The organism is Sphingobium sp. B2, from assembly GCF_007693735.1.
GTDB classification, from domain to species: domain Bacteria; phylum Pseudomonadota; class Alphaproteobacteria; order Sphingomonadales; family Sphingomonadaceae; genus Sphingobium; species Sphingobium xenophagum.
Map to the genome: position 1 here is coordinate 250067 of NZ_VDBZ01000002.1, position 24106 is coordinate 274172.

At 60.2% G+C, this 24106-nt stretch carries 20 protein-coding genes; 15 read left to right on the forward strand and 5 right to left on the reverse strand.

What is annotated here, in order from left to right; genetic code table 11:
* Positions 1-479: transposase (locus FE851_RS26895; protein WP_261371027.1), on the reverse strand; the 479-nt coding region annotated here is incomplete at its 3' end.
* A 98-nt stretch (positions 480-577) separates the two neighbouring features.
* Between FE851_RS26895 and FE851_RS16880 the strand changes: the two genes are divergently transcribed.
* The 5 genes from FE851_RS16880 to FE851_RS16900 are packed head-to-tail and all read left to right on the forward strand — an operon-like array spanning position 578 to position 5757.
* Entirely contained in the window at positions 578-862 is a 285-nt protein-coding gene (locus tag FE851_RS16880; protein WP_261371028.1) for a hypothetical protein, read from the forward strand.
* Between the two features lie 43 nt (positions 863-905).
* A complete protein-coding gene (locus tag FE851_RS16885) occupies positions 906-1664 on the forward strand; it encodes a nuclear transport factor 2 family protein (protein ID WP_145204952.1) in 759 nt (252 codons plus the stop codon).
* Between the two features lie 5 nt (positions 1665-1669).
* Positions 1670-3097, forward strand: a complete 1428-nt coding sequence (locus FE851_RS16890; RefSeq protein WP_145204956.1) for an NAD-dependent succinate-semialdehyde dehydrogenase — start codon at positions 1670-1672, stop codon at positions 3095-3097.
* A gap of 3 nt (positions 3098-3100) precedes the next feature.
* On the forward strand, positions 3101-4156 hold the full coding sequence (locus FE851_RS16895) for an amidohydrolase family protein (protein ID WP_145204959.1): 1056 nt from the start codon (positions 3101-3103) through the stop codon (positions 4154-4156).
* A complete protein-coding gene (locus FE851_RS16900; RefSeq protein WP_145204962.1) occupies positions 4153-5757 on the forward strand; it encodes an MFS transporter in 1605 nt (534 codons plus the stop codon). Before FE851_RS16895 ends, FE851_RS16900 begins: the two co-directional genes overlap by 4 nt.
* A gap of 3 nt (positions 5758-5760) precedes the next feature.
* Here FE851_RS16900 and FE851_RS16905 read toward each other — a convergent pair whose 3' ends face one another.
* Positions 5761-7230, reverse strand: coding sequence for a carotenoid oxygenase family protein (locus FE851_RS16905; protein WP_145204966.1), 1470 nt, complete (start codon positions 7228-7230; stop codon positions 5761-5763).
* A gap of 112 nt (positions 7231-7342) precedes the next feature.
* Here FE851_RS16905 and FE851_RS16910 point away from each other — a divergent pair, with 112 nt between their 5' ends.
* The 8 genes from FE851_RS16910 (at position 7343) to FE851_RS16945 (ending at position 18261) form a co-directional block, all read left to right on the forward strand.
* A complete protein-coding gene (locus FE851_RS16910) occupies positions 7343-7801 on the forward strand; it encodes a MarR family winged helix-turn-helix transcriptional regulator (protein WP_229380626.1) in 459 nt (152 codons plus the stop codon).
* 270 nt (positions 7802-8071) lie between these two features.
* Positions 8072-10576 (forward strand): TonB-dependent receptor, encoded by a 2505-nt coding sequence (locus FE851_RS16915; protein WP_261371029.1) that lies wholly within the window; start codon positions 8072-8074, stop codon positions 10574-10576.
* Between the two features lie 62 nt (positions 10577-10638).
* Entirely contained in the window at positions 10639-11406 is a 768-nt protein-coding gene (locus FE851_RS16920) for a glutathione S-transferase family protein (RefSeq protein WP_145204969.1), read from the forward strand.
* On the forward strand, positions 11403-12152 hold the full coding sequence (locus FE851_RS16925) for a glutathione S-transferase family protein (RefSeq protein WP_145204972.1): 750 nt from the start codon (positions 11403-11405) through the stop codon (positions 12150-12152). The genes FE851_RS16920 and FE851_RS16925 overlap by 4 nt, the downstream gene beginning before the upstream one ends.
* Before the next feature lie 4 nt (positions 12153-12156).
* Entirely contained in the window at positions 12157-13719 is a 1563-nt protein-coding gene (locus FE851_RS16930; RefSeq protein WP_145204975.1) for an AMP-binding protein, read from the forward strand.
* A 37-nt stretch (positions 13720-13756) separates the two neighbouring features.
* On the forward strand, positions 13757-15874 hold the full coding sequence (locus FE851_RS16935; protein WP_222422962.1) for a PQQ-dependent dehydrogenase, methanol/ethanol family: 2118 nt from the start codon (positions 13757-13759) through the stop codon (positions 15872-15874).
* Positions 15864-16736 (forward strand): 4-hydroxyphenyl-beta-ketoacyl-CoA hydrolase, encoded by an 873-nt coding sequence (locus tag FE851_RS16940; RefSeq protein ID WP_019052348.1) that lies wholly within the window; start codon positions 15864-15866, stop codon positions 16734-16736. Before FE851_RS16935 ends, FE851_RS16940 begins: the two co-directional genes overlap by 11 nt.
* A 106-nt stretch (positions 16737-16842) precedes the next feature.
* A complete protein-coding gene (locus tag FE851_RS16945; RefSeq protein ID WP_186378877.1) occupies positions 16843-18261 on the forward strand; it encodes a porin in 1419 nt (472 codons plus the stop codon).
* Positions 18262-18326: 65 nt separating this feature from the next.
* On the opposite strand, the gene FE851_RS16950 is transcribed toward FE851_RS16945, so the two are convergent.
* The gene (locus FE851_RS16950; RefSeq protein WP_145204980.1) at positions 18327-19265 is read right to left on the reverse strand and encodes an SDR family NAD(P)-dependent oxidoreductase; all 939 of its coding nucleotides are present in this window, start codon (positions 19263-19265) and stop codon (positions 18327-18329) included.
* A gap of 10 nt (positions 19266-19275) precedes the next feature.
* Entirely contained in the window at positions 19276-20151 is an 876-nt protein-coding gene (locus tag FE851_RS16955) for a 3-keto-5-aminohexanoate cleavage protein (RefSeq protein WP_145204982.1), read from the reverse strand.
* A 118-nt stretch (positions 20152-20269) separates the two neighbouring features.
* On the opposite strand from FE851_RS16955, the gene FE851_RS16960 reads away from it, so the two are divergent.
* The gene (locus tag FE851_RS16960) at positions 20270-21103 is read left to right on the forward strand and encodes a helix-turn-helix transcriptional regulator (protein ID WP_145204985.1); all 834 of its coding nucleotides are present in this window, start codon (positions 20270-20272) and stop codon (positions 21101-21103) included.
* 242 nt (positions 21104-21345) lie between these two features.
* Here the strand turns inward: FE851_RS16960 and FE851_RS16965 are convergent, their stop codons facing one another.
* Positions 21346-22038 (reverse strand): CDP-alcohol phosphatidyltransferase family protein, encoded by a 693-nt coding sequence (locus FE851_RS16965; protein WP_026149547.1) that lies wholly within the window; start codon positions 22036-22038, stop codon positions 21346-21348.
* Positions 22039-22498: 460 nt separating this feature from the next.
* Between FE851_RS16965 and FE851_RS16970 the strand changes: the two genes are divergently transcribed.
* A complete protein-coding gene (locus FE851_RS16970; protein WP_145204988.1) occupies positions 22499-24106 on the forward strand; it encodes an alpha-amylase family glycosyl hydrolase in 1608 nt (535 codons plus the stop codon).

The window sequence follows — 24106 nt, forward strand, 5'->3', positions numbered from 1 at the left end:
CTGAAGCTTTTCGCGCTTGCCCACGCTTCGATCAACGTGCCGTCCACCGAGAAATGATCGTCCGAAAGAAGAGCTTGCACGCGTGGCTGGTTGATGATGGCCGACAGGAGCTTGGCGGCAACGTCCCCGGACAGCAGCCTCTCGCGGTTCTTGGTGAAGACCGTGACATCCCAGATCGGCGCATCCATCGCCAGGCCGACGAACCAGCGAAAGAGCAGGTTGTAGTCCATCTGCTCCATCAACTGGCGTTCCGAGCGGATCGAATAGAAGGCCTGCAGGAGCAAGGCCCGAAGAAGTTTCTCGGGTGGGATCGACGGCCTCCCGATACGAGAATACAGGCCGTCGAAGTCCGCGGACAGCACTTCGAGCGCTTCATCGACAATCGCCCGGATCGCGCGAAGAGCATGGTTCGCCGGCACCCGAGCCTCGCAACTCACGTACGAGAACAGCCCCTCGCTCCGTTCATCACCGCCGCGCATCCCGATCCCTTCAACATCCCTCTACGGGATCCTGGAATCAGCAATGCCACATCAAGGCAAGCGCCTTTTTCCGCAGCCTGTTAGGCGCGGTTTTCGGCATGGCGGGAGCCGTGCCTCAAAACGCGGCGATCCAGCGCGTTGCGCCTAACGCCATGCGCGGTCAGGTGACGGCCATCTATTTGTTCATGTTTACCTTTTTCGGCGCGATGGGCAGCTTCCTGGTGGGGCTGGTCCAGGACAATCTGGTCGGTGACCCGACCCAATTGTGGAAGGCGCTGGTGATGACCGCCAGCGTGCTTTTGCCGATTGCTACGCTCTGCATGGTGCGCGCCATCCGGCCCTATCGCGAAGAGGTAGAAAGGATCGCCGCGCAGACAATCTGAAGCCTTGGTTTCTGTAAGTATCACATACAAAATGGAGAGTCGAATGTCTGATGTGGATCGTATCGCAAAACTCGAACAAAGTGTCGCCAGCCTCTCCAGCCGCCTGCAACGGCGGGAAGATGAACTGGACGTGCGCAAGCTCCAATATCTGTACGGCTATCTGATCGATAAATGTCTGTATAACGAGACGGTCGACCTGTTCACCGACGACGGAGAAGTGCGCTTCTTCGGGGGCATCTGGCGCGGCAAGGAAGGGATACGCCGCCTTTATGTAGAGCGGTTCCAGAAGCGTTTTACGCATGGCACGAACGGACCGATCGACGGCTTCCTGCTCGATCATCCGCAACTGCAGGATATTGTCGACATAGCCGAGGATGGCGTCACCGCCCATGCCCGTGCCCGGTCGATGATGCAGGCCGGACGGCACAAGGATCATTGTGACCCAAGTAATCCGATGCTGGGGCCGCGCCAATGGTGGGAAGGCGGCATATATGAAAATACGTATCGCAAGGTGGATGGCATCTGGCGGATTGCGGTCCTGAATTATCTGCCCCAATGGCACGCCGATTTTGAGACGGGCTGGGCCAATACAAAGCCGGAATATGTCCCTTTCCCCAAGGAAATCTATCCTGCCGACCCGACCGGTCCCGATGCGCTGATTGAGGACGCCTGGTTGTGGCCGACGCACAAGGTCGTCCCTTTCCACATGAAGCATCCCGTGACCGGGCGGGAGATTGTGGCGGAACGCTGGCAAGGCGATATCGATCGCGAACGCGCCGCCCGTAGCGCTGTGAACGTCTAATCTCCATGACCTATCCAGAGCTATATTTGATGATCGATGGCCAGCGCGTCAGTGGCGAGGGTCGGCGTACGCACAGCGTCGTCAATCCCGCCACAGGCGATGTGCTGGCCGATTTGCCGCTGGCCAACGCGGAAGATCTGGACGCTGCCTTGGCAGCGGCTCAACGCGGCTTCCTGCGCTGGCGTGACTCCACGCCACAGGAGCGCTCCGCGGTGTTGCAGGGTGCGGCAAGGCTGATGGTCGAGCGGCAGGAACAGCTCGCTCGGACTGCAACACTGGAACAAGGTAAGACGCTGGCGGAAGCGCGCATTGAAGTGATGATGAACGTCGGCCTGTTCAATTTCTATGCGGGCGAAACATTTCGCCTTTACGGCCGCGCACTCGTGCGTCCGGCAGGTCAGCGATCGACCGTGACGAAGGAGCCGGTCGGCCCGGTCGCCGCTTTTGCCCCATGGAATTTCCCGATCGGCAATCCCGGACGCAAGCTGGGCGCGCCCATCGCGGCCGGATGCTCGGTGATATTGAAGGCAGCGGAGGAAACCCCGGCGTCCGCGCTGGGCATATTGCAATGTTTGCTTGACGCTGGCCTTCCCGGCGATGTCGCACAGGCCGTGTTTGGCGTGCCGGACGAAGTGTCGCGCCACTTGCTATCATCGCCGATCATTCGCAAGATGAGCTTCACCGGATCGACCAGCGTAGGCAAGCATCTGGCCAGGCTGGCGGCGGACGATTGCAAGCGCACGACGATGGAACTGGGCGGCCATGGCCCGGTATTGATCTTCAACGATGCCGATCTTGACCGCGCGCTTGATACGGTGGTTGCAGGCAAATATCGCAATGCCGGGCAGGTCTGCGTGTCACCGACCCGTTTCATCGTGGAATCAGCGGTTTACGATCGCTTCCTTACAGGCTTTGTCGAGCGGGCGGAGAAGATCGTCGTTGGTGATGGTCTGGCCGATGGCAGCATCATGGGGCCTATGGCCAACGCCCGGCGGCTTGACGCAATGGACCGGCTGATCGGTGACGCGGTGGAGAAGGGCGCGTGCCTTGAAACCGGCGGCGCACGGATCGGCAATACGGGCTATTTCTACGCGCCCACTGTCCTGTCTGGCACACCGATGACTGCGGCGATCCTGAACGAGGAGCCGTTCGGGCCAGTGGCTCTTATCAATAGCTTCCCAGACGAAGTTGCGATGATTGCTGAAGCGAACCGCCTGCCCTACGGCCTTGCCGCCTATGCCTGGACCAGCGACGCCGCCCGCCAACGTCGGGTCGCGCGCGCGATCGAAGCGGGCATGGTGGGGATCAACACTGCGATGATCGGCGGGTCTGACGCGCCATTTGGCGGCGTCAAATGGTCTGGTCATGGCGCGGAGGACGGGCCGGAGGGCATTGAAGCCTGTCTGGTTACCAAAGCCATCCATGAAGGATAATCTATGACGCACGACTTAAAAACCAGGGGCGATCGCGGCTATCTGCGCATCGCGACCGAGGAGGCTTTCGCGACACGAGAGCAGATCGACGCCTATCTGCGCATGGTGCGCGATGGCAGTGCGGACCGGGGCATGACCTCGCTCTGGGGCTTTTACGGGCAGTCGCCTTCACCACGCGCTACCGAGATTATCGACCGCTTGCTGGATTTGGGCGATCGGCGGCTGGCCGATATGGATGCGACCGGTATCGACGTCGCCATCCTGTCGCTCACATCGCCCGGCGTGCAACCGTTGCTGGACATGAGCGAGGCCAAGGCGATGGTCAGCCGCGCCAATGATCATCTGGCTGACCGCTGTGCCGCGCACCCGACACGCTTTGTCGGCATGACATCCATCGCGCCGCAAGACCCGGATTGGTCGGCTGCCGAGATCCGGCGCGGTGCCCGCGACCTTGGCTTCAAGGGCGTTATGGTCAACAGCCATACGCAGGGTGAATATCTGGACGATCCCAAATTCGATCCGATCTTCCGCGCACTCACGGAAACCGGCCAGCCGCTCTATATCCACCCTTCCACCCCGCCCGACGCGATGATCGGGCCGATGCTGGATGCCGGGCTGGACGGCGCGATCTTCGGCTTTGGGGTGGAAACGGGTATGCACCTGCTGCGCCTTATCACCATCGGCATTTTCGACCGCTATCCTGATCTTCAGATCATCGTCGGTCATATGGGGGAGGCGCTGCCCTATTGGCTGTATCGGCTGGATTATATGCATCAGGCGGGCGTGCGTTCGCAACGGTACGAACGGATGATGCCGCTCAAGAAGACAATCCACGACTATATGCGCAGTAATGTAAGCGTCACAACCAGTGGCATGGCGTGGGAACCCGCCATACAGTTCGCCCAAAAGGTGCTGGGGGAAGATAGGGTTCTGTACGCGATGGACTATCCCTACCAATATGTGCCCGATGAGGTGCGCGTCCACGATCTGCTGGACATATCCGACACGGCCAAGCGCAAGCTGATGCAGACGAACGCCCAGCGTCTGTTCGGCCTGTGAGTTTGGGCGTCCCGCCTCGCAGCACGGCCTATTATGCGCTGGCACTGGTGGCCGCGACCAACATGGTCAGCCTGCTCGACCGCAACATCCTTGCCATACTGGCCCCCTCCATCAAGGCGGATCTGGGCATTGGCGACGCGGAGATGGGACTGCTCTACGGCACGGTGTTCGCGCTCTTCTATGCGCTCTTCTCCTTGCCTTTGGGTCGTCTGGCCGATGGCTGGATCCGTACGCGGCTACTGGCAACGAGCATCAGTTTCTGGTCGATCGCGACCGCCGGGGCGGCTTTCGCAGGGGGCTTCTTCACCCTGATGCTGTCCCGTCTGTGCGTGGGCATCGGCGAAGCGGCCGCCCAACCGGCTGGCACGAGCCTGGCCTATGACTATTTTCCCCAGCAGCGCCGCGGTCTGGTCATGGCTGTCATCGCCGCTGCCATAGCCCTCGGCCTTGGCGGGTCGCTGATCATCGGCGGCGTTGCCGCGCAATGGTGGGACGCGCGCTATGTCGGTGGCGGCGCCCCGCTGGGGCTGGCGGGCTGGCAATTTGCCTTCGCCATCGCCGCCGCGCCCGGCTTCATCATCGCCATCCTGATGGCCAGGCTGAAGGAACCACGGCGCGGTGCCATTGACGGCATCGCGAGCCCACCCGATCTCCACCCCTTCCTTGCCAGCTGGGCGGTGTTGGCGGCTGTAACGCCCGGTGTTCATTGGCTCAGCCTCCGGCGCGCGCGCGCCAGTTGCCGGGAATGGGCGCTCAATATCGGGCTGCTCGCCATGATCATCCTCGCTTCACTTGGCGCCATGCACGCTGCGGAATTGGTATCGCCACGTCCGCCTTTGCTGCTCGGCGGCATTTCGATCAGCCCGCATGTCGTGCAATGGAGCGTCATTGGCTTTGGCGCCTTCGTCATTGCCAATCTGCTACAAAATCTCAAACGGCGCGATCCCGTTGCTTTCACCGTCATTACTGGAAAGCCCTCGCTGCTGCTCTGCATCGCCGCGGGCGCGCTGCAATGTGTGATCAACTATGGCGTGATGGGCTTTACCCCGTCGTTCCTGATGAAGACCTATGACCTTTCGCCTGCGATGACCGGCATGCAATTTGGCCTGCTTTCGGCAGGTTTAGGGGTCGTCGGCCCGCTAATCGCCGGTCCCCTGTCCGATCGCATCGGCGCACATCGCCTTTCACGCCGCGTTTGGGTCGCATTATTTGCCATGGGGGTATCGCCGTTCGTTGCGCTGTGGGTCTATCGCGCGCCCGATGCAGGCGATTTCTACCTGCGCTTCACCCTCTACAGCCTCATCCTGACGATGTGGATGCCGCCAATCTATGCGTTGATGTTCGAGCAAGTATTGCCCCGTATGCGGGGGCTGACGGTCAGCCTTTATGTCGTGGTCTCGACCATCTTTGGCCTGGGGACTGGCCCCTATGTCGTGGGCATGATCAGCGACGCGCGGGGCGGCGATCTGGGCGGCGCGATCCTGGCGATCAACTGGGTCGCACCGCTGATCGTCATCCTGCTGCTGATCATCCTGTTCCGGGTCGAGCGCGACCATGCCAGCCTGCTCCCCCGCGCCCGTGCGGCGGGGGAGCCGGTATAGTCCCTAAGCCGCCAGTCCGATCTGATCGGCATTTGCCCAGTTGCCGTGCAGTCCAAATCGCAGGCGTATGGGTACGCGGATCTGCGCTATCGGTCCCTTGGCGATGTCGGTCGCATCGAACAGCAACAGGTCGGAGCGATGTTCGGCCAGACGATTGCACACCATGACGATCCAGCCGTCCCCCTCCGGTGCGTCGACCGATCGCGGGATGAAGCATGGCTCCTGGAGCGACGACACGGGTCCGCACCACCATTTTTGTTCCTTGCCCGTCTTGTGATCGACCATGCCCAGCGTGTTCATGATCATGCCCCCGGCGCTGCCGCCTTTCAATTCGACCGGCTGGGTGGGATCAATCACCAGCATCCAGCCATAGCGATAGGGCAGCCCGGTGAAGCGGTCGTCAATACGCGGAAATTCACCGATCATGCCCGTCAGTCGCTGCGTTCCGGCAAAGGCATCACCATTGGACGCCATGTCCACGGTCCAGCGAGTCAGGAAACTTGCGGCCTCCTGTGGATTGAACGGCGCACCGTGAATGTCGGGGAAGAAGGGAAACATATTGTTCTTCGCCTCTGGCGTGTCGAAATGGATTTTCGTCCCCTCCTGAAATGCGTTCATGACATGGCTGGCGAAGCAGTTGTCGCGCCTGAACCAGCGTATGTCGGCGGCGGTTGCATCGGCGCGGCGAGGTAATACGCCAAGATAGACCGGCAGCGTCGTATCAAACCCGAAATGGGGCAGGCCCTGTTCCAGCCTTTCCCAACTGGACGTGCTGGGAACGACATGGAACAGAGCATAATTTGGCGTAATCGCGAAGTCATGCATCATCGCATAATAGGGAAGCTCGAACCAAAGCTCCTGTTTCAGCGTCCCGTCCGGCGAAACGACATAATAGGTCATATCGCGAGTCAGCACCCCCTTAGCCGCATAGCCAAACGCGATCATGTCGCCGGTTGCCGGGTCAATCTTGGGATGGGCGGTAAAGGTCTGGCCGGTCATCGCGCCGCCAAAGCGGGTATAGCCGTCCGTCTCCAGCGTTGCGGGGTTCATCGCCAGCGCGGGGCTGTCCTCCTTCAGCGCATAGAGTTTGCCGCCATGGATGAAGGCGGTGGTGTTGGCCGTGCCGCGTATTTTTCCGCTGACGGACTCATCATCGGTCAGCGGGTTGCGATAGGCGCCGAACAACGCCCTCCCCGCTTCATGTTCCAGTCGCCATTTGTCGGTTTTGGCCCAGCGCTGGCGGAAATCGACCCGGCCATCCTGGAACCGGAACATGGTGATCATGCCATCGCCGTTGAAAGCAATATCATCGCCCAGCCGAGGCGGAAATTGCGGGTCGGGTTGGACCCGATAAAAGGCTCCGTCCAGTTCGGGCGGCACCGTCCCGATCATGTCCAGGTCCGCAATGTCTGCCTCGATCCGCGATGGCGTATTGAAGCCGGTGAAGGAAGGCGTTTCCGGGAAATGCGCCACAACTGATCCTCCGCTTATGATTCTTCACCTTATTGTATGTGACACACACATATATTCAAGTTCCAGGATTGACGTAAAAGCCTTTAGTCTGCACACTGTTACTATGAATACCATGAATAAGGATCTTGATCCGCTCGCGCTGTTCCCTGACCCCCGCCTCAGCGGCATCGACGGTCTGGTTGGATTCCATATCCGGTTGGCGAGCGCGGCGGTCTATCAGCATTTTACCGAAACATTCAGCGATCTGGGGCTGACCCAGAAGCAGGTCGCGGTGCTCTGGCTGATCCAGGATCAACCCGCCATAGCGCAGGCAGATATTGGTCGGCGGCTGAAAATGGACCGGGCCAGCGTGATGGCGATCGTCAACCGGATGCAGGATCGCGGCTTCCTAAAACGCGGAGAATCCAAGCAGGATCGCCGTCGCCAGACGCTCAGCCTCACTGATGCTGGGCGCGAGTCGCTGGCGGCGGCCCGCAATTGCATTGCCGAACATGAAAACTGGCTAAAAGCCCGGTTCAGTCCAGCGGAAACCGCGATGCTCGTGGAATTGCTTCGCCGCGTCTATGTCTGACGGGTCAAAACCAGAGGCCAAGTTTATCAAAGAGTTGCCAACAGGCCCAACTCCAGCCTGTTACTGCTAATAACACCAACATAGATACCAGCATTATTTGCGATCTCCCAATATTATCAAATATTGGGTCAATAGTCGTTGCGAGGCCAAAGAGGCTCTTGCAACGTCGAAATTTGTATGCCTTACTAACAATCGACGCACAGCAGCGTCACAGGCGGGTCACGTCCGGGCAGGACGGATCTCAAGCCAGTTTTGGAGAGGGGGTTCCCCATGCAGTACGTGCTTCGTACCACGATGACGCATGCCTTGTTGGCATCGGCATCAATCCTTGCAATCACGACGCCGGCATCCGCGCAGTCTTCGGCTCTTCCGCCATCGGCGCCGCAGGCCGCTGAACAGGATGCACTGTCGTCCGCCATGGTTGCCGACATTGTCGTTACCGCCCAGTTCCGCGAACAGCGGCTTCAGGATACGCCGATTTCCATCACCGCCGTCAGCGCGGCAGAATTGGAGGCGAAGAGTCAGGTTAATCTGGCCCAGGTCGCGGATGCGTCGCCGAACGTTTCGCTCAAGCCCCAAGGCGCGTCTTTTGGTCCGTCCATTTCCGCTTCGATCCGCGGTGTGGGGCAGAATGACTTTAACCCTGCCTATGAACCAGGCGTCGGCATCTACATTGATGATGTCTATTATCCTCAACTGACGGGTGCAGTGTTCGAGCTACTCGATCTCGATCGGGTTGAGATATTGCGCGGGCCGCAGGGTACCCTTGCCGGGCGCAATGCCGAAGGTGGCGCAATCAAGCTCTACTCAAAACGCCCGTCGGGAGACGGTGGAGGCTTTGTCGAGGTCAATTACGGTATCCGTAACCGCATCGGCATCCGCGCAGCGGCGGACTTTGGCATTACCAGCACCCTGTCGGCGCGAATTTCCGGTGTGGCGCGGCAGCAGGAGGGGTTTGTCGATCGTATAGACTATGGTTGCGCCAATCCGGGCAGCGGTATCGCATCGACCCAACCTGCGGGCGACTGCGTTATCAGCAAGCTGGGCGGCGTTGGCTATCAGGCGATCCGTGGCATCCTGTTCTGGGAACCGAGCGACAGGTTCGATGTGACGATCATCGGTGACTATACCCGCGACGAACATACGATTGCTGGCGAAGTGCTGCTGGAAACCAGCACGGTCAATTCACCCAACACCAATCCGGCGCCAGGCATCCCCTATGACAATCGGTTCATATGCGGCCGCTATTGCAATTACATCGGCACTGGTCAGCCCGCAGGCGTTTGGACGCCGCCGATCCCGGTCGATCCTTTCGGTGCGGCTGGCACGCCGCTGGCCGCGACGCAAGGGACAGACCGCAGCCTCTACCAAGGTTGGGGTGTGTCGGGCCAGATCAATTACAAGCTGAGTGACGCTTTCGCGCTGACGTCCATCACTGGCTATCGGGCGTTTGATACGCAATTCGATTCCGATGATGACATCTCCCCTGCCAATATCGGCTTTGGCCGCAATTATCTGGAAAACTGGAGTTTCAGTCAGGAAGTCCGACTGAATGCCGAGTTGGGCGATACGTTGAACGGAACTGTGGGCGGCTATTATTTCAAGCAGAAGTCGACCTATGATTCCCTTCAGGACATTCGCTATGTCCCGGTCTATCCGCTCCAGTTCCGCCAGCCCGATCCGACCAAGGCCGACGCCAAGGCCGTGTTTGCACATTTGTCGTGGAAACCGATGGAGCGGATGACGATCAGTGGCGGGGTAAGATATACCAGCGAGTCAAAAGATCAGACCTATTTCCGCCTGAACTATGACGGCACCGTCAATGCCTTTCTCGACCCGGTCGGCGCTGTATATGGGCTGAGTTATTCAGGCGCGGACACACTGGATTATAATCGCAACGGCAATGTCACTGAAATCGTGAGGGCATTGTCCGGATTGACCGCCCACTATAGCGCAAAGCGTTGGGACTATCGGATCGCTGCCGATTATCGCTTATCGGATCATGTCATGGTTTATGGGTCGGTTTCCACCGGCTTCAAGGGTGGTGGGAGCAACCCGCGTCCGTTCAATACCGATCAGGTTATTGCCTTCCAGCCAGAAAAGCTCATCGCTTATGAAATCGGCTTCAAGAGCGATATGTTCAACCGTCGTCTGCGCTTCAATGCCGCCGCGTTCATCAACGACTATACGGACATTCAAATCCCGGTGCTGACCTGCCCCGGCGCTCCTTGCGCTGCCCGCCTCAATGCCGGCGACGCGCAGGTCAAGGGGTTCGAGGCGGAGCTGACAGCCTATCCGGTCGATGGCCTCGCGATCGACGCATCGATCAGCTATCTCGACTTTAAATATAAGGCGGGCAGCCTTAGCCCGGCGGCGGCCTATCCGACCAATCCGGGCGGCGTTTCGGCTGACGATCCGCCAGTATCGCCACCCTGGAAATTCAGCCTGGGCGCGCAATATAAGATCGACCTCGATAGCGCAGGCAGCCTGACACCTCGTTTCGACGTCACTTATGAGGACAAGAAATATGCCGGTTCCTCGGTAATCGGCACCACCCGCAACCTCAATTTCGTGCCAGCCTACACGCTCGCCAATGCGCGCTTGACCTGGGCAAACGCCGACAATGACCTCGACATATCGCTCGAAGTCACCAACCTGTTCGATAAATATTATTTCCTGTCAGTGTTCGACCTGCGCGGCGCAGGCGCGGGCGTGCGCAAGGGGCGCCCTGGCAACCCACGCGAATGGGCGATTTCGGTCAAAAAGAAATTCTGATCCCCGCCTGACCGGGCGGTCTCGCGCCGCCCGGTCTTCTGGACCATGGAGACATTATCGGCATGACCGACGTTACCCTTTACCATTGGGAACCCAACGCCAATTCGGGCAAGCCGATGCTGGCGCTGTTTGAGAAAGGCGTGGCGTTCGACAGCCATTATCTCGACCTGTTGAATTTCGACCAGCACAAGCCGGATTATCTGGCGGTCAACCCGCTCGGCACCATTCCTGCGATGACCCATGGGCAGCATGTGCTGACCGAATCCACCGCGATCATGGAATATGTCGATGAGGCGTTCGACGGTCCCCGCCTGATGCCGGTCGACCCGGTCGATCAATGGCGCACGCGGTGGTGGATGAAATTTCTCGACCAATGGCTTGCCCCCAGCTTCTCGATGATCGGGTGGAGTGTGTTCGTTGGTCCTTCCGTGCGGCAGAAGGATCCCGCCGAACTGGAAGCGGCGATTGATCGCATTCCGATGCCGGAACGACGCATTGCCTGGCGCAAGGCGATCAACGGCGCCTTTTCGGCGGAAGAGATGGCCGAATCCCAGCGTCGCGTCGCTCTTGGCATCACCTATTTGGAAGAGGCATTGGGCCAGCGCGATTGGCTGGCCTCCAACAGCTATGGCCTGGCCGACATTAACGGCTTCAATCTCGCTTACGCCATGCCGCTGTCGCAGCCGCAATTATGCAATGACGATTCGACCCCCAATATCATGCGTTGGCTGCGCGCCATCTACGCGCGCCCCGCGACGCGAGCATGCTGGGCGCTGGGGCGCACAGACCTCGCCCGCCGTATCTCCCTGCTTGAAAGCGAACCAGCATGACGAGGATCCTCTACCACGGCCAGCCCAATGGCCCGTCCTTCACCGTTCTGGCAGCCGCATTCGAGAAGGATGTGACGCTGGACATGCGGGAGTTCGACCTGGTCGCGGGCGATCGTCACGCGCCCGCCCTGCCCCATCCAATCGAAGTCGACCAGTCCATCGAAGGCGAAGGGCCAGTCTTCATTGTCGATGGCGTCGCGATGACAGACAGCGTGTTCCTGGCTTGCTATCTCGACGAGATTGGCAGTGGTCCGGCGCTGCGCCCGGCCGATCCCTATGCCCGCTGGCAAATGATGGCATGGTGCCGCTATGTCATAGAGCGCGTTGCCCCTGCCGCAGCCTGCCTGGGTGTCGCCGCACACCCGCCTGCCGCTGTTCCCGCCGGGATCACCAGCGCGGATCTGGAGCAACGTTGGCGCGATGCGGTGGAAGGTCGCGCTGACGAAGCCCGACTGGCCGACAGCCGCGTAAAAATTGCCCAGGCGGTCGAGAAACTGGAAACGCAACTGGCCGATGGTCGCGACTGGCTGATGGGTGATTTTTCCATCGCCGATCTGGAAACCCATGCCTGGTTGGCTGGCATGCGAAGCATCGTTCCGGAAGCCTTTGCCGCGTCACCATTGACTAACGCCTGGGAAATCCGATTGCGTGCCCGCCCGGCGGTAGCGCGTGCGCTAGGCCTTGCCAATGTTGCGCATCCCGAAGCGATCTGGGCGCCTGGCCCGGAGATTAACCGCTGGGGCTGAAACAATGCGTGCGATCGACTATTTCGACCGGGGCCATGACATCGACCCCGATCATGCCTGCCTGATCGACGCGGCGAGCGGCGAAACTCTCAGCTTCGCGCAGGTCAGCAGGCTGACCCGGCAGATCGCGGTAGCCCTCTACGCTGGGGGTTTCCGCAATCAGGAACCGATCGCACTCTACGGTCCCAACAGCGCTGGGATGATGGTCGCCTTACTGGCGATTTGGCGCGCCAATGGGCAGTGGGTGCCGGTCAACACCCGCAACGCGATCGACGCAAACGCCGCTTATCTCGACTATGTCGGCTGTAGCTGGCTATTCTATCACAGCAACCAATCCGCCGACGTGAGGCAGCTCAAGGCGCGCGTGGCGGGACTTCGGCATTTCATCTGCCTGGATCGCGCGCAGGACGGCGACCTATCGCTCGACCAGTTCATCGCCAAAGCCGATGGTGACGCCCTGCCCGACCTGTCCGATCCGTTCGGGCGTCCCGACGATGTCGTCGGTCTGTTCCCTACCGGCGGCACGACTGGCCCGTCCAAGGGCGTGGTCGTCACCAACAGCGGCTGGGGCACGATGATCGAAACGGTCGCCCAAGCGGTCGATGGACGCACCCCCGCCCCTGTGTCGCTGGTGGTTGCCCCCATTTCGCACGCTGCTGGCCCGGTCGCGCTGGCGACCCTGTCGCTCGGCGCAACGCAGATCATACTTCCCGCTTTCGATCCCGCCGCCGTGCTGAACGCGATCGCTGCGTACCGTGTGACCCATGTCTATATGCCGCCAACCGCGCTATATGGTCTGCTCGACGCGCCCCAACTGGCGGACGCCGACACCTCGTCGCTCAAGATTTTCCTGCTGGTCGGCTCGCCCGTTTCCCCGGAAAAACTGCGCCGCGCGGTCGAGATTTTCGGACCATGCCTGTGTCAGGCCTATGGTCAGGTGGAAGCACCGATGATCGTCACCTGGCTCTCACCTGAAGTCGTGGCGGCGGCGGCCGCAGGGGATCGGCCGGAACGACTTTCCAGCTGTGGTTCGCCTACCCGTTCAGTCATGGTCGGCATCATGGACGATGACGGGCATTTGCTGCCCAATGGAGAGGCAGGCGAACTGGTGGTGCGCGGCGCGCTTGTGTCGCGCGAATATTATGCGATGGCACAGGAAACTGCCGACATTCGCACCTTTGGCTGGCATCATACGGGCGACATCGCGCGCCGCGATGACGACGGCTTTTATTATATTGTCGATCGCAAGAAAGACATGATCGTGTCCGGTGGCTTTAATGTTTTCACCGCGGAAGTGGAGGCCGCGATCACCGAACTGTCCTTAGTGCGCGAATGCGCCGTCATCGGCATCCCCGACGCAAAATGGGGAGAAGCCGTTCATGCCGTTGTTGTTGCCGATGATATTGAGGAAGCTGTCATCATTGCCCACGCCAAGGCCCGGTTGGGCGGCGTAAAGGCACCTAAAAGCGTGGCCTTTGTCGCCGCCATTCCACGGACGGCGGCGGGGAAAATGGACAAGAAAGCTTTGCGCGCAGCCCATTGGTCGGGCGAGCGCATGGTGAACTGAACGACGGGTGAAAACATCCGCGAGAATGAAGGACGGGATGAGCATGCGGGTTGCAGTCTGGGCAATGACGATCGGCAGTCTGGCGCTGGCCGCCTGTAGCCAGGGTAATGGCGCGACCGGCGTCGGTGGCGTTGACGCGGCGCGGATCATTGCCGCTGCGCCCGCGCAATGGCTCTCGACCGGGCGCACCTATGACGAGCAGCGTTTCAGCCCGCTGACTACGATCAATCAGGATACGATCGGCAGGCTGGGCCTGGACTGGTTCGCTGATCTCGATACCAATCGCGGGCAGGAGGCGACGCCTTTGTTCATCGACGGCGTGCTCTATGTCTCGACCGCATGGAGCATGGTGAAGGCCTATGATGCGCGTACTGGCAAGCTGCTCTGGTCGTTCGATCCGGCTGTGCCGCGCGAAACATTGGTGAAGGCCTGTTGCGACGCGGTCAATCGCGGCGTGGCGGCTTGGGGCAACAAGATTTTCGTCGGCACGCTCGACGGGCGCCTGATCGCCATCGACCGCGCAACCGGCAAAGCGGTCTGGAGCGTCGTCACGCTAGACCAGAGCAAGAATTACACCATCACCGGCGCGCCGCGTGTCGTGAACGGCATGGTCATCATCGGCAATGGCGGCGCGGAATTCGGGGCGCGTGGTTATGTCGCGGCCTATGATGCGGACACAGGCAAGGAGCGCTGGCGATTTTACACTGTCCCCGCACAGCCCGGCACTGAAAAGGAACCGGATTATCTGAAGAAGGCAGCCGCCACATGGCATGGCGAATGGTGGAAGCAGGGCGGCGGCGGCACGGTATGGGACGCAATGGCCTATGATCCGGAGCTGGACCTTCTCTATATCGGTGTCGGCAACGGATCGCCCTGGAACCAGGCCTATCGGTCGGATGGGAAGGGCGACAACCTCTATCTTTCGTCCATCGTCGCAGTCCATGCCAGGACAGGGCAATATGCCTGGCATTATCAGACGACGCCGGGCGATAGCTGGGACTTTACCGCCACCCAGCATATCATGCTCGCCGATCTCGACATCGGTGGTGCGAAGCGCAAAGTGTTGATGCAGGCGCCCAAGAACGGATTTTTCTACATGCTTGACCGTACCAACGGGAAGCTGCTGTCGGCGAAGAATTTCGTGCCGGTCAACTGGGCAAGCGGCATCGACATGACGACCGGGCGGCCGATCGAAAATCCGCAAGCGCGCTATTACAGGACTGGGCAGCCCTTCATCGGCTCCCCCGGCCCAACCGGCGCGCATAGCTGGCACCCGATGGCGTTCGATCCGAAATCCTCGCTGGTGTTCATCCCGGCCAACCTGGCCGCTTTCCCCTATATTCCCGAAAAAGGCTGGAAGGCGAACAAGTTGGGGTTCAATGTCGGCATCGATTTCGCTGCCGCCGCCATGCCCGCGGACAAGGCAACACGCGAGGCTGCGATGAAGGCGACAACTGGCGCGCTGATCGCTTGGGACCCCGTTGCGCAGAAGGAACGCTGGCGCGTGTCCTATAAAGGGCCGTGGAATGGCGGCCTGCTCGCGACTGGCGGCGATTTGGTGTTTCAGGGCACGGCTACCGGAGAGTTCAACGCCTATGCCACCAGGGACGGACGCAAGCTCTGGTCCTTTCCGGCGCAAACCGGCATCGTAGCAGCTCCGATCAGCTATGAACTGGACGGGCAGCAATATGTCGCAGTGATGGCCGGCTGGGGCGGTGTCTGGGCTTTGGCGCCGGGCATTCTGTCGGACAAGAGCGGACCGAGCCGCAATATCTCGCGCCTGCTGGTGTTCAAACTGGATGGCAAGGCGGCTCTGCCCCCTGCCCCGCCACTGGCCAAAATGCCGCTTGATCCGCCGCCATCGACAGCAAACGCTGCGAAGATCGCGGCAGGCGGCGCGCTATTTGGCCGCTATTGCAGTGTTTGCCATGGCGACGCGGCGATTGGCGGCAGCATCGTCCCTGACCTGCGCCATAGCGGCATGCTGAACGACGCTGACATATGGGGGCAAGTCGTGCATGACGGCGCGCTCAAGGATAATGGCATGGTCAGCTTTGCATCGATCCTGTCAGCAGCGGAAATTGAAGACATCCGCGCCTATGTCATCCACCGCGCCAACGAAGACAAGATATTGGAATCCGCCCATGCCGATTGATCCATCCAAAATCCTGGCCATCGACGTGCATGTCCATGCCGAGGTGTCCTGCCATGACCCGGAGGACCCGGTGATGGCCAAATTTTTCGATGCGGCGTCGACCTATTTCAAGGCGGATCGCAAGCGTCCGACCATTCCCGAAACCATCGCTTATTATCGCGCGCAGAATATCGCCTTCTGCCTGTTCACGGTCGATTGCGAGAGTGGCATCGGCGCCAAGCGGATCAGCAATTATGAGATTGCCGACATTGCCGCGGAACATGACGATATCGTCATTCCCTTTGCATCGATCGACCCGCGCAAGGGCAAACTCGGCGCGCGGGAGGCGCGCGATCTGGTCGAACATCATGGCGTCAGGGGATTCAAATTTCATGGCATCATGCAGGATTGCCACCCCGCAGACCGGGTGGCCTATCCCATCTATGAAGTGATCGCGGAACATGGATTGCCCGCCATCTTCCATACCGGCCATTCGGGCATGGGCACGGGAATGAAGGGCGGCGGCGGTGTGCGCCTGAAATATGGTCAGCCGATTCTGGTCGACGATGTCGCGGTCGATTTTCCCGACATGAAGATCATACTTGCCCATCCCAGCTGGCCATGGACCGACGAAAGCCTGTCGATGGCATTGCACAAGGACAATGTGTTCATGGACCTGTCGGGATGGTCGCCAAAATATTTCCCCAAGCAGGTGATCCAATACGCGAATACGCAACTAAAGCATAAGATGCTGTTCGGGTCGGACTGGCCGCTTATCCGTCCGGAGAAATGGATCGATGCCGCGCGGGCGGCGGGCTTTCGCGAAGACGTGCTGCCGCTGATCATGAAGGACAATGCGGCCAAGCTATTGGGACTGGGCTGAAGCGTAGATCTCGATCGCTATATTGTTACAGAATTAAGTCAATCAGTGTCATATAGCTGTCATTCAATCGACATAAACGCCCCCCGGACAGACGAGGGGCGAGCGAATGATCGGATCGAAACATTTCCAGATGGGCTTGGCGGTCAGCCTGCTGGCGTTGATGCCGCAAGCCGCGCAAGCCCAGACGGTAGAGCAGTTGCAAGCGCAGATCGACGAGCTCAAAGCCCAGGTTCAATCGCTGATGACGGCCCTTGCTGCGAACAAGAACCAAGCAACGCCGGTCGTCGCGCCGGTACCTCCGCAGTCTGCCGCGCCCACCACAACACCGGCCCCGGCTGCCACGGTGCTGGCATCGGCCCCCGCACCGACCCCTGCTGCCAAAGCGGGCAAGTCCAAGGCCTGGTATGACCGGTTGACCCTGCGCGGCTATACCCAGATGCGCTACAATGCCTTTCTGTCCGGCGATGACAGTGCGCCTGCCGGCCTGTCCCGGCTGCGTTCCGTGCATGATAGCGGGATTTCGGATCGGGGCGGTTTCTCGCTGCGTCGTGTCCGTCTGGTCATCCAGGGGGACGTTTCGGATCGCGTCTCGCTCTATCTCCAGCCCGACTTCGCTACCGCCGTCAATAATCAGGCGGGCAGCGAAAGGCGCGAGGGCTTTGCCCAGTTGCGCGACGCCTATGCCGACATTTTCCTCGACAAGGCCAAGACATTCCGCCTGCGCTTTGGCCAGTCGAAAGTGCCCTATGGCTGGGAAAATATGCAGTCATCGTCCAACCGGCTGACACTGGACCGCAGCGACGCGATCAACAGCGCGGTTCCGGGTGAACGGGATCTGGGTGTGATCGCCTATTACACCCCGCCTTCGGTTCAGAAAATCTGGGATGATCTGGCTGATGACGGGCAAAAACTGTTCGGCAATTACGGCGCGTTCGGCATCGGTGTGTTCAACGGTCAAGGCATCAACAAGACGGAACAGAATCGCGGCCTGATGAAGGTAGCGCTGGCGACATGGCCGTTCGAGATTGGCGACCAGGTCGTCGAATTTGGTGGATCGGCCATGATGAACGACGTCCAGCCCGAACTGCGCAGCGGCGGCGTCAGTCCTGTCACCTACAAGGACAACCGCGTTGGCCTGCACGCCATGCTCTATCCCAAGCCTTTTGGCATCCAGGCCGAATGGAATTGGGGCAAGGGGCCGCAATATGATGTCGCCACCCAATCGATCCAGACGAAAAACCTGCAAGGCGGCTATGTTCAGGCGATGATGCGTCTGCCCACGGAAGGTCTGGGATCGTTGATGCCCTATGGCCGCTGGCAGCATTATCGTGGCGGATGGAAGGCCGGGACCAATGCCCCGCGTCTGGAAACCGACGAATTTGAACTGGGGCTGGAATGGCAACCATGGAAGGCGCTGGAAATCACCATGGCTTATGCCCGGATGAAGCGCGCTGAAGCTGACGAACGCCGCACCGGCCGCGCCGAAGGCAATCTGATCCGCACCCAGGTTCAGTGGAATTACTGATCAGTCGCTGATCCAAAAAGCTGACCGGGCTAGCCCCTTCTCGCCCGGCCAGAGGCACATGATGTTCAATTGGCGACAGTTTCCCTCGCTGTGCGCCGCGCGAGTTGTGCGTTGAATGCAGGATTGGACAGCAGGAAACCAATTTCCCTGGCGCGTGCCTGATTGATCGTTTCCTGTGGCATCGATGCCATGATCGCATCGAAGCGCGACTGCATACCCGGCGCAAATTCCGGGTGGGTCAGTATATAGAGGTCATTTGCGCGGATGCCCGCCAGCACCCGCTCACCCACTTCGTCCGCGCTCATCCAGAGCGGTGAGACGGGGCGCTTTTCCAGTTCTTCCTCGCGCTCCCGATAGCCGCTATCTTCACGATATTCCGCGGGCCGCAATTCGCCGCTATGGGCGATATTGCTCTGCACCGGCCCCGGCATGAATGCCGATACGCCTATATTCTCTGCCGCGAGTTCCCCACATATGGCTTCGGATATGCCCAGCACAGCTGCCTTGGCCGCGGTGTAAATGGCCGAATAATTGATGGGAAGAAGGGCCGACTGGGACGATGTCGTGACGATCTGACCACCCTCGCCATGCGCCATGATCCGGGGAAGGATGGTGACGAGACCGTTGATTACTCCGCCTAGATTGACGCCCATGCCCCAATCCCAATCGTCAAAGCGTGCTTCCAGTACCGGCCCCATCACGCCGACTCCGGCATTGCCGACCAATATATGGATTTTCCCGAATCGCGCCTCCGCAGCATCGGCCGCCCGCGCGAAAGCAGCCCGATCCGTAACGTCCAACTCCACGGTTTCGACCTGCTGGTCTGCCGCCAGATCGGCTTTGGCTGCGGCCAAGGCACTCTGCCTAATATCGGCGATCACCACATTGGCCCCGGCGCGCACCAGCGCCCGCGCTATGCCAAGGCCGATGCCGTTCGCGCCGCCGGTAATGAAAGCCGTCCGCCCCCGCACTTCGGCCATCGGTGCTGTGATTGCCTGCGTCATTTCCCTCTCCTCATTGTTTCAGGCCAAGCATTGCGCGAGTCTCTCCGGCGCTGGCGATATCGCCGCCCATGCGCTCGACCATTTCCACACCCCAGCGCACCAGATCGGCATTGTCAGCCGCCAAACGTCCACGCCGCAGATAGATGGTGTCTTCAAAGCCGACCCTGACATTGCCGCCCAGCAGCACCGATTGCGCCGCCATCGGGAAGCTGTGGCGGCTGACCCCGAAGCCCGTGAACGGCGTCTCGCGCGGTATCTGGTTCCTGGCGTAGAGCATCGCTTCAGTCGTGGCGGGCAGACCATATTTGGTCCCCAGCACGAAGGTGAAGGGCGCGTTTTTCGGAATCGCGCCCTTGGCCATCAGATCGTCGGCAAAGACGAAGTCCCCAGCCTCGAAACATTCAATTTCCGGCAAGACGCCGGCATCCTGGATCATATGACCCATGGTCGTGATCATCGGGTCGAGGTTGATCGCGACGCCGCCCCAAAGCTGCATGGTGCAAATGTCGAGCGTGCACATGTCCGGTTTCAGGTCCAGAATATGCTCCAACCGTCGTTGCGCCGTGAACATCAGGGTGCCGGGACCACAGACCGCGGGATCATCATCGCTCTGCATCCAGGTGCAGCCAGGACCGGTCGTGACGTTCAGGATCACCTCGTCATTCTTCGCGCGAATGAGGCCTACCACCTCGCGATAATCGTCCAGCGCCTGTGATGGATCGCCGGTTTCGCGGTCTCGCACATGCAAATGGATGATCGCCGCGCCAGCCTGCGCCGCGGCCAGCGCTTCGGCCGCGACATGATCGGGCCGGAACGGGAAATTGGGATGATCGGGCATGGGTGAGCTTCCCGTCACCGCGCAGGTCAGAAATAGCTTGCCAGCCAACCGCACTCTCCTGTCTTGTGTCGGGCATGTCGCCGACCCTTGAACAGGGGTCTTGCAGAGGAAACGGCACGCAAGAAGGCCGTTGAGTGTCCCATTATAGAGAGTAACTGGATAAGGCATGGCACAGCGGGAAGAATTGTCGCGTTTCCTGAAAGCCGCCCGCGCCAAGCTGGCACCGGCCGACGTTGGCCTGCCTGCGGGCGAACGCCGCCGGACGCGCGGCCTGCGGCGCGAGGAGGTGGCGACGCTCGCCGGGATGAGCGTGACTTGGTACACATGGTTCGAACAGGGTCGCGAGGTGCAATTATCCGCGCCGATGCTGGAACGACTTAGCCGCACTCTGCGCCTTAGTCCCAATGAGCGCGAATTTCTCTTCGCCCTGGCTCAGCACCGCCCGCCCCCACTGGCAACCCGCCGCGACGAGACGATCCATGCAGGCACGCAGCATCTCATGGAATCGCTGTCTATTCCGGCGCTTGTGATCGTGGAGGATTGGACGGTCATTGGCTGGAACCGACTGGTCTCCCGCGCCTTCCGCGATTACAGCCAGATGCCGCGTGATCAGCGCAACCTGTTCCGTATCCTGATGCTCAATCCGCGCTATCGGGCCGATCCCGACAAGTTTCGCGACATGTGCCGCCGCCTGATTGCCCGCTTCAAATGGGATTATAGCCGCACCAGCCAGCCCGACGTCTTTGAAGGCATCATTGCCGACATGATGGAACAGTCCGAATTTTTCCGTCAATATTGGCAGGAATCGGAAATCATGGCGCATTTCGAAGATACGAACATAGCCGATATGCCCGGTGTCGGCGAAATCATGTTCCGCCATACCAGCTATGCGATCGAGGAAGCGCCGGGGCAAAGGCTATTGCTGTTCGCGCCACTGGATGATGTCAGCGCAGCGCGTCTGGCGCAGCTGGTCGCAGAGGCTGATGCGGTCTGCGCCTGATTGGATCGGCCACCAACAAGCCTCTTCTCCCGCCGTGCAATTATGCTATAGTGCTCGGCATAAGATAATTGAGAGGAAACCATGCTTCTATTGGCACGGTGTCTGGACTGGCTTTGCCTGGCGTTTGCTTCGGGCGTTCAGGATGAAATGCGCCTGAACGAGTTGATTTTGCGTGCGAAGCAGCGATCGACCGCTGCGCATGACGCGAGCGCACAATCTTTGCCACGCCGCTGAAACCAGTCTTACCGACCCGCATCCTTTGCGTCGCTGATCGCCAGACGCTTTGCCGTGACCAGCGTCTGGATGACGAACAGCAGGATCAGGACGACGGAAACGATGCCGACGAACAGGTCGAACCCTGAAATCGCGCCGAACCAACCCGGCGTATAGCCCAGCGCCATCATCGCCAGCGTCATGCCGATCAGCATCAGTCGCAATTCCGTCGGTCCGGCGGACAGGTAGGACAGTTTGAACTCCCCCACCACGCGCGCGGCCAGATAGGCATGGATCGACAACAGCAAATACCCCGCCAGCGCCACCAGCGCCACGTCCATGCGGATATAGGGGCTGGCCCCCATCCCGGCCAAAATCAGCAAGGTTGCCAGCCCGTCGCAACTATGGTCGATAAAATAGCCATAGGAGGGCCGCTCGATCTTACGAAACCGGGCCAGGCTGCCATCCATCGAATCGCCGAACCACTGCAGGACATAGCCCCCAATGGCGAGCCACAGCCAATGGACTTCCAGGCTGCTGGCGGCATAGCCGGCGAAAATGGCGAAGGCTCCGATCATGCCGAGCACGGTCAAAAGATCTGGCGTCACCCATAACGGCATCCGGGCGCAAAGCCAGTTGAGGAGGCGGCGTTCGGATGCTGCCAGCACATTTTGCTGGATACGATCGATCGGTGGAGAAGATGGGCCGGAGGGCAATGTCATGGTGCCTTATGACGAACGCATGACGGTGTGACAATCACTCCGCCATCTCCAGTCGTCGAAAATGACGATTATATTACGCATTGCCGCCCGGCTCATGCCCAATCGAGCGCTGAAATGCACAAAAAAAGGGCCGATCCGAAGACCAGCCCGTAAAAGTTTAGGAGAGGATGCCTGAAAGGCACCCCCTATGTCCGGCAAATCACGCTTTGCTGCAAGTGCGAAAACCTTGTTCGCGGTTGCAAAATATGCATCTGCCGTATCGGCACAGCTTTCCGTAGCGGAAGCTTCGCGCACCTTCGTTCACTGTGGATGGCAGACGAAGGCGAATCGGTCGCCGGTGCGGATTCGCCCGATACACGACTCGCGCCAAGCGGGGCTTCACCTGTCATATCCCGTGTGTAGATTGGCGTGGTTGCGGCGGTGCCGATTTGCCGCCCGTCCTGATCGGAGCGAAACAATAATGCCCAATTCCGCCGATAATGCTGACCAACCATGGTGGAAGGGTGCGGTCCTCTACCAGATCTATCCGCGCAGCTTTCAGGATAGCAATGATGATGGCATTGGCGATCTGAACGGGATTACGCAGCGGCTTGATCATATCGCCCGGCTGGGGGCGGACGCGATCTGGATTTCCCCCTTCTTCCCTTCGCCGATGCGTGATTTTGGTTATGACATTGCCGATTATTGCGATGTCGATCCGATATTTGGAACCCTCGCGGATTTCGATGCGCTGGTTGCCCGCGCCCACGCTTTGGGGCTCAAGGTCACGATCGATCAGGTTTTCGCTCATAGCTCCGACCTGCATCACTGGTTCACGCAAAGCCGTGCCAGTCGCAGCGGCGACAAGGCTGACTGGTATGTCTGGGCCGATCCTAAGGCAGACGGCACCCCGCCCAACAACTGGCAGTCGGTGTTCGGTGGCCCGGCCTGGACATGGGATGCGCGGCGCGGACAATATTATATGCACCAGTTCCTGACGAGCCAGCCGCAACTCAACGTCCACAATCCGCAAGTGCAGGATGCGCTGCTGGATGTCATGCGTTTCTGGCTGGATCGCGGCGTGGACGGCTTTCGTCTCGACGCCCTCAATCATGCGATGCACGACCCCGAATTCCGTGACAATCCTCCCGCCCCGGACGATGGTAGCCCGCGCACACGGCCATTCGACTTTCAAATCAAGCGCTATAGCCAGTCGCACCCCGCCATCATTCCCTTTGTCGAGCGCATCCGGACATTGTGCAACGAATATGGCGCGATCTTCACGGTGGCCGAGGTGGGCGGGGCGCTCGCCGAGGAGGAGATGAAAGCCTATACCGCCGGGGAGAAGCGCCTCAACAGCGCCTATGGCTTTACCTTCCTTTACGCGCCCGTTCTCACGCCGGCGCTGGTCGCGGAAACGGTCGATAGCTGGCCCGACGAACCGGATATGGGCTGGCCAAGCTGGGCCTTCGAAAATCATGACGCGCCCCGCGCCCTGTCGCGATGGTGCGCCCCTGAAGATCGCCCGGCCTTTGCACGGATGAAGATGACGCTGCTGATGGCGCTGCGCGGCAATGCCATCCTCTATCAGGGGGAGGAGTTGGGCATCACGCAGGTCGATATTCCGTTCGAGCGATTGCAGGATCCAGAAGCCATCGCGAACTGGCCGTTGACCCTGTCGCGTGACGGCGCGCGCACGCCCCTGCCATGGGCGGCCGACGCCGCGCAGGCTGGTTTTTCGGGCGTCGAACCCTGGCTGCCCCATGGCGAGGATCATCTGGCGCTTGCCGTGGATCAGCAGGAAGCCGACCCTGGATCGCTACTGAACTTCACCCGCGCCATGCTGGCGCTGCGCAAAGCAAATCCAGCTCTGCGCTATGGCGCGCTTGACATACTCGTGGCCGACGACGCCTGCCTGGCGTTTCGGCGGACGTGCGCCGATCAGTCTTTGCTCTGCTTGTTCAATCTGTCGCGCGAAGCGATAGCGTGGCCGGTCGATCTTGACGGGTCGGGGCGCATCCTGATGGCCGTCAACGGGGCAGCGCCGGGCGATTTGCCACCCTATGCCGCCCTGCTGATCGAACAATGA

What these genes read in the sequence shown, in the direction of transcription:
- FE851_RS16880 (WP_261371028.1), top strand. Translation starts at nt 578, where the DNA reads ATGGCGGGAGCCGTGCCTCAAAACGCGGCGATCCAGCGCGTTGCGCCT.
- FE851_RS16885 (WP_145204952.1), top strand. Translation starts at nt 906, where the DNA reads ATGTCTGATGTGGATCGTATCGCAAAACTCGAACAAAGTGTCGCCAGC.
- FE851_RS16890 (WP_145204956.1), top strand. Translation starts at nt 1,670, where the DNA reads ATGACCTATCCAGAGCTATATTTGATGATCGATGGCCAGCGCGTCAGT.
- FE851_RS16895 (WP_145204959.1), top strand. Translation starts at nt 3,101, where the DNA reads ATGACGCACGACTTAAAAACCAGGGGCGATCGCGGCTATCTGCGCATC.
- FE851_RS16910 (WP_229380626.1), top strand. Translation starts at nt 7,343, where the DNA reads ATGAATAAGGATCTTGATCCGCTCGCGCTGTTCCCTGACCCCCGCCTC.
- FE851_RS16915 (WP_261371029.1), top strand. Translation starts at nt 8,072, where the DNA reads ATGCAGTACGTGCTTCGTACCACGATGACGCATGCCTTGTTGGCATCG.
- FE851_RS16920 (WP_145204969.1), top strand. Translation starts at nt 10,639, where the DNA reads ATGACCGACGTTACCCTTTACCATTGGGAACCCAACGCCAATTCGGGC.
- FE851_RS16925 (WP_145204972.1), top strand. Translation starts at nt 11,403, where the DNA reads ATGACGAGGATCCTCTACCACGGCCAGCCCAATGGCCCGTCCTTCACC.
- FE851_RS16930 (WP_145204975.1), top strand. Translation starts at nt 12,157, where the DNA reads ATGCGTGCGATCGACTATTTCGACCGGGGCCATGACATCGACCCCGAT.
- FE851_RS16935 (WP_222422962.1), top strand. Translation starts at nt 13,757, where the DNA reads ATGAGCATGCGGGTTGCAGTCTGGGCAATGACGATCGGCAGTCTGGCG.
- FE851_RS16940 (WP_019052348.1), top strand. Translation starts at nt 15,864, where the DNA reads ATGCCGATTGATCCATCCAAAATCCTGGCCATCGACGTGCATGTCCAT.
- FE851_RS16945 (WP_186378877.1), top strand. Translation starts at nt 16,843, where the DNA reads ATGATCGGATCGAAACATTTCCAGATGGGCTTGGCGGTCAGCCTGCTG.
- FE851_RS16950 (WP_145204980.1), bottom strand. Translation starts at nt 19,265, where the DNA reads ATGACGCAGGCAATCACAGCACCGATGGCCGAAGTGCGGGGGCGGACG.
- FE851_RS16960 (WP_145204985.1), top strand. Translation starts at nt 20,270, where the DNA reads ATGGCACAGCGGGAAGAATTGTCGCGTTTCCTGAAAGCCGCCCGCGCC.
- FE851_RS16965 (WP_026149547.1), bottom strand. Translation starts at nt 22,038, where the DNA reads ATGACATTGCCCTCCGGCCCATCTTCTCCACCGATCGATCGTATCCAG.
- FE851_RS16970 (WP_145204988.1), top strand. Translation starts at nt 22,499, where the DNA reads ATGCCCAATTCCGCCGATAATGCTGACCAACCATGGTGGAAGGGTGCG.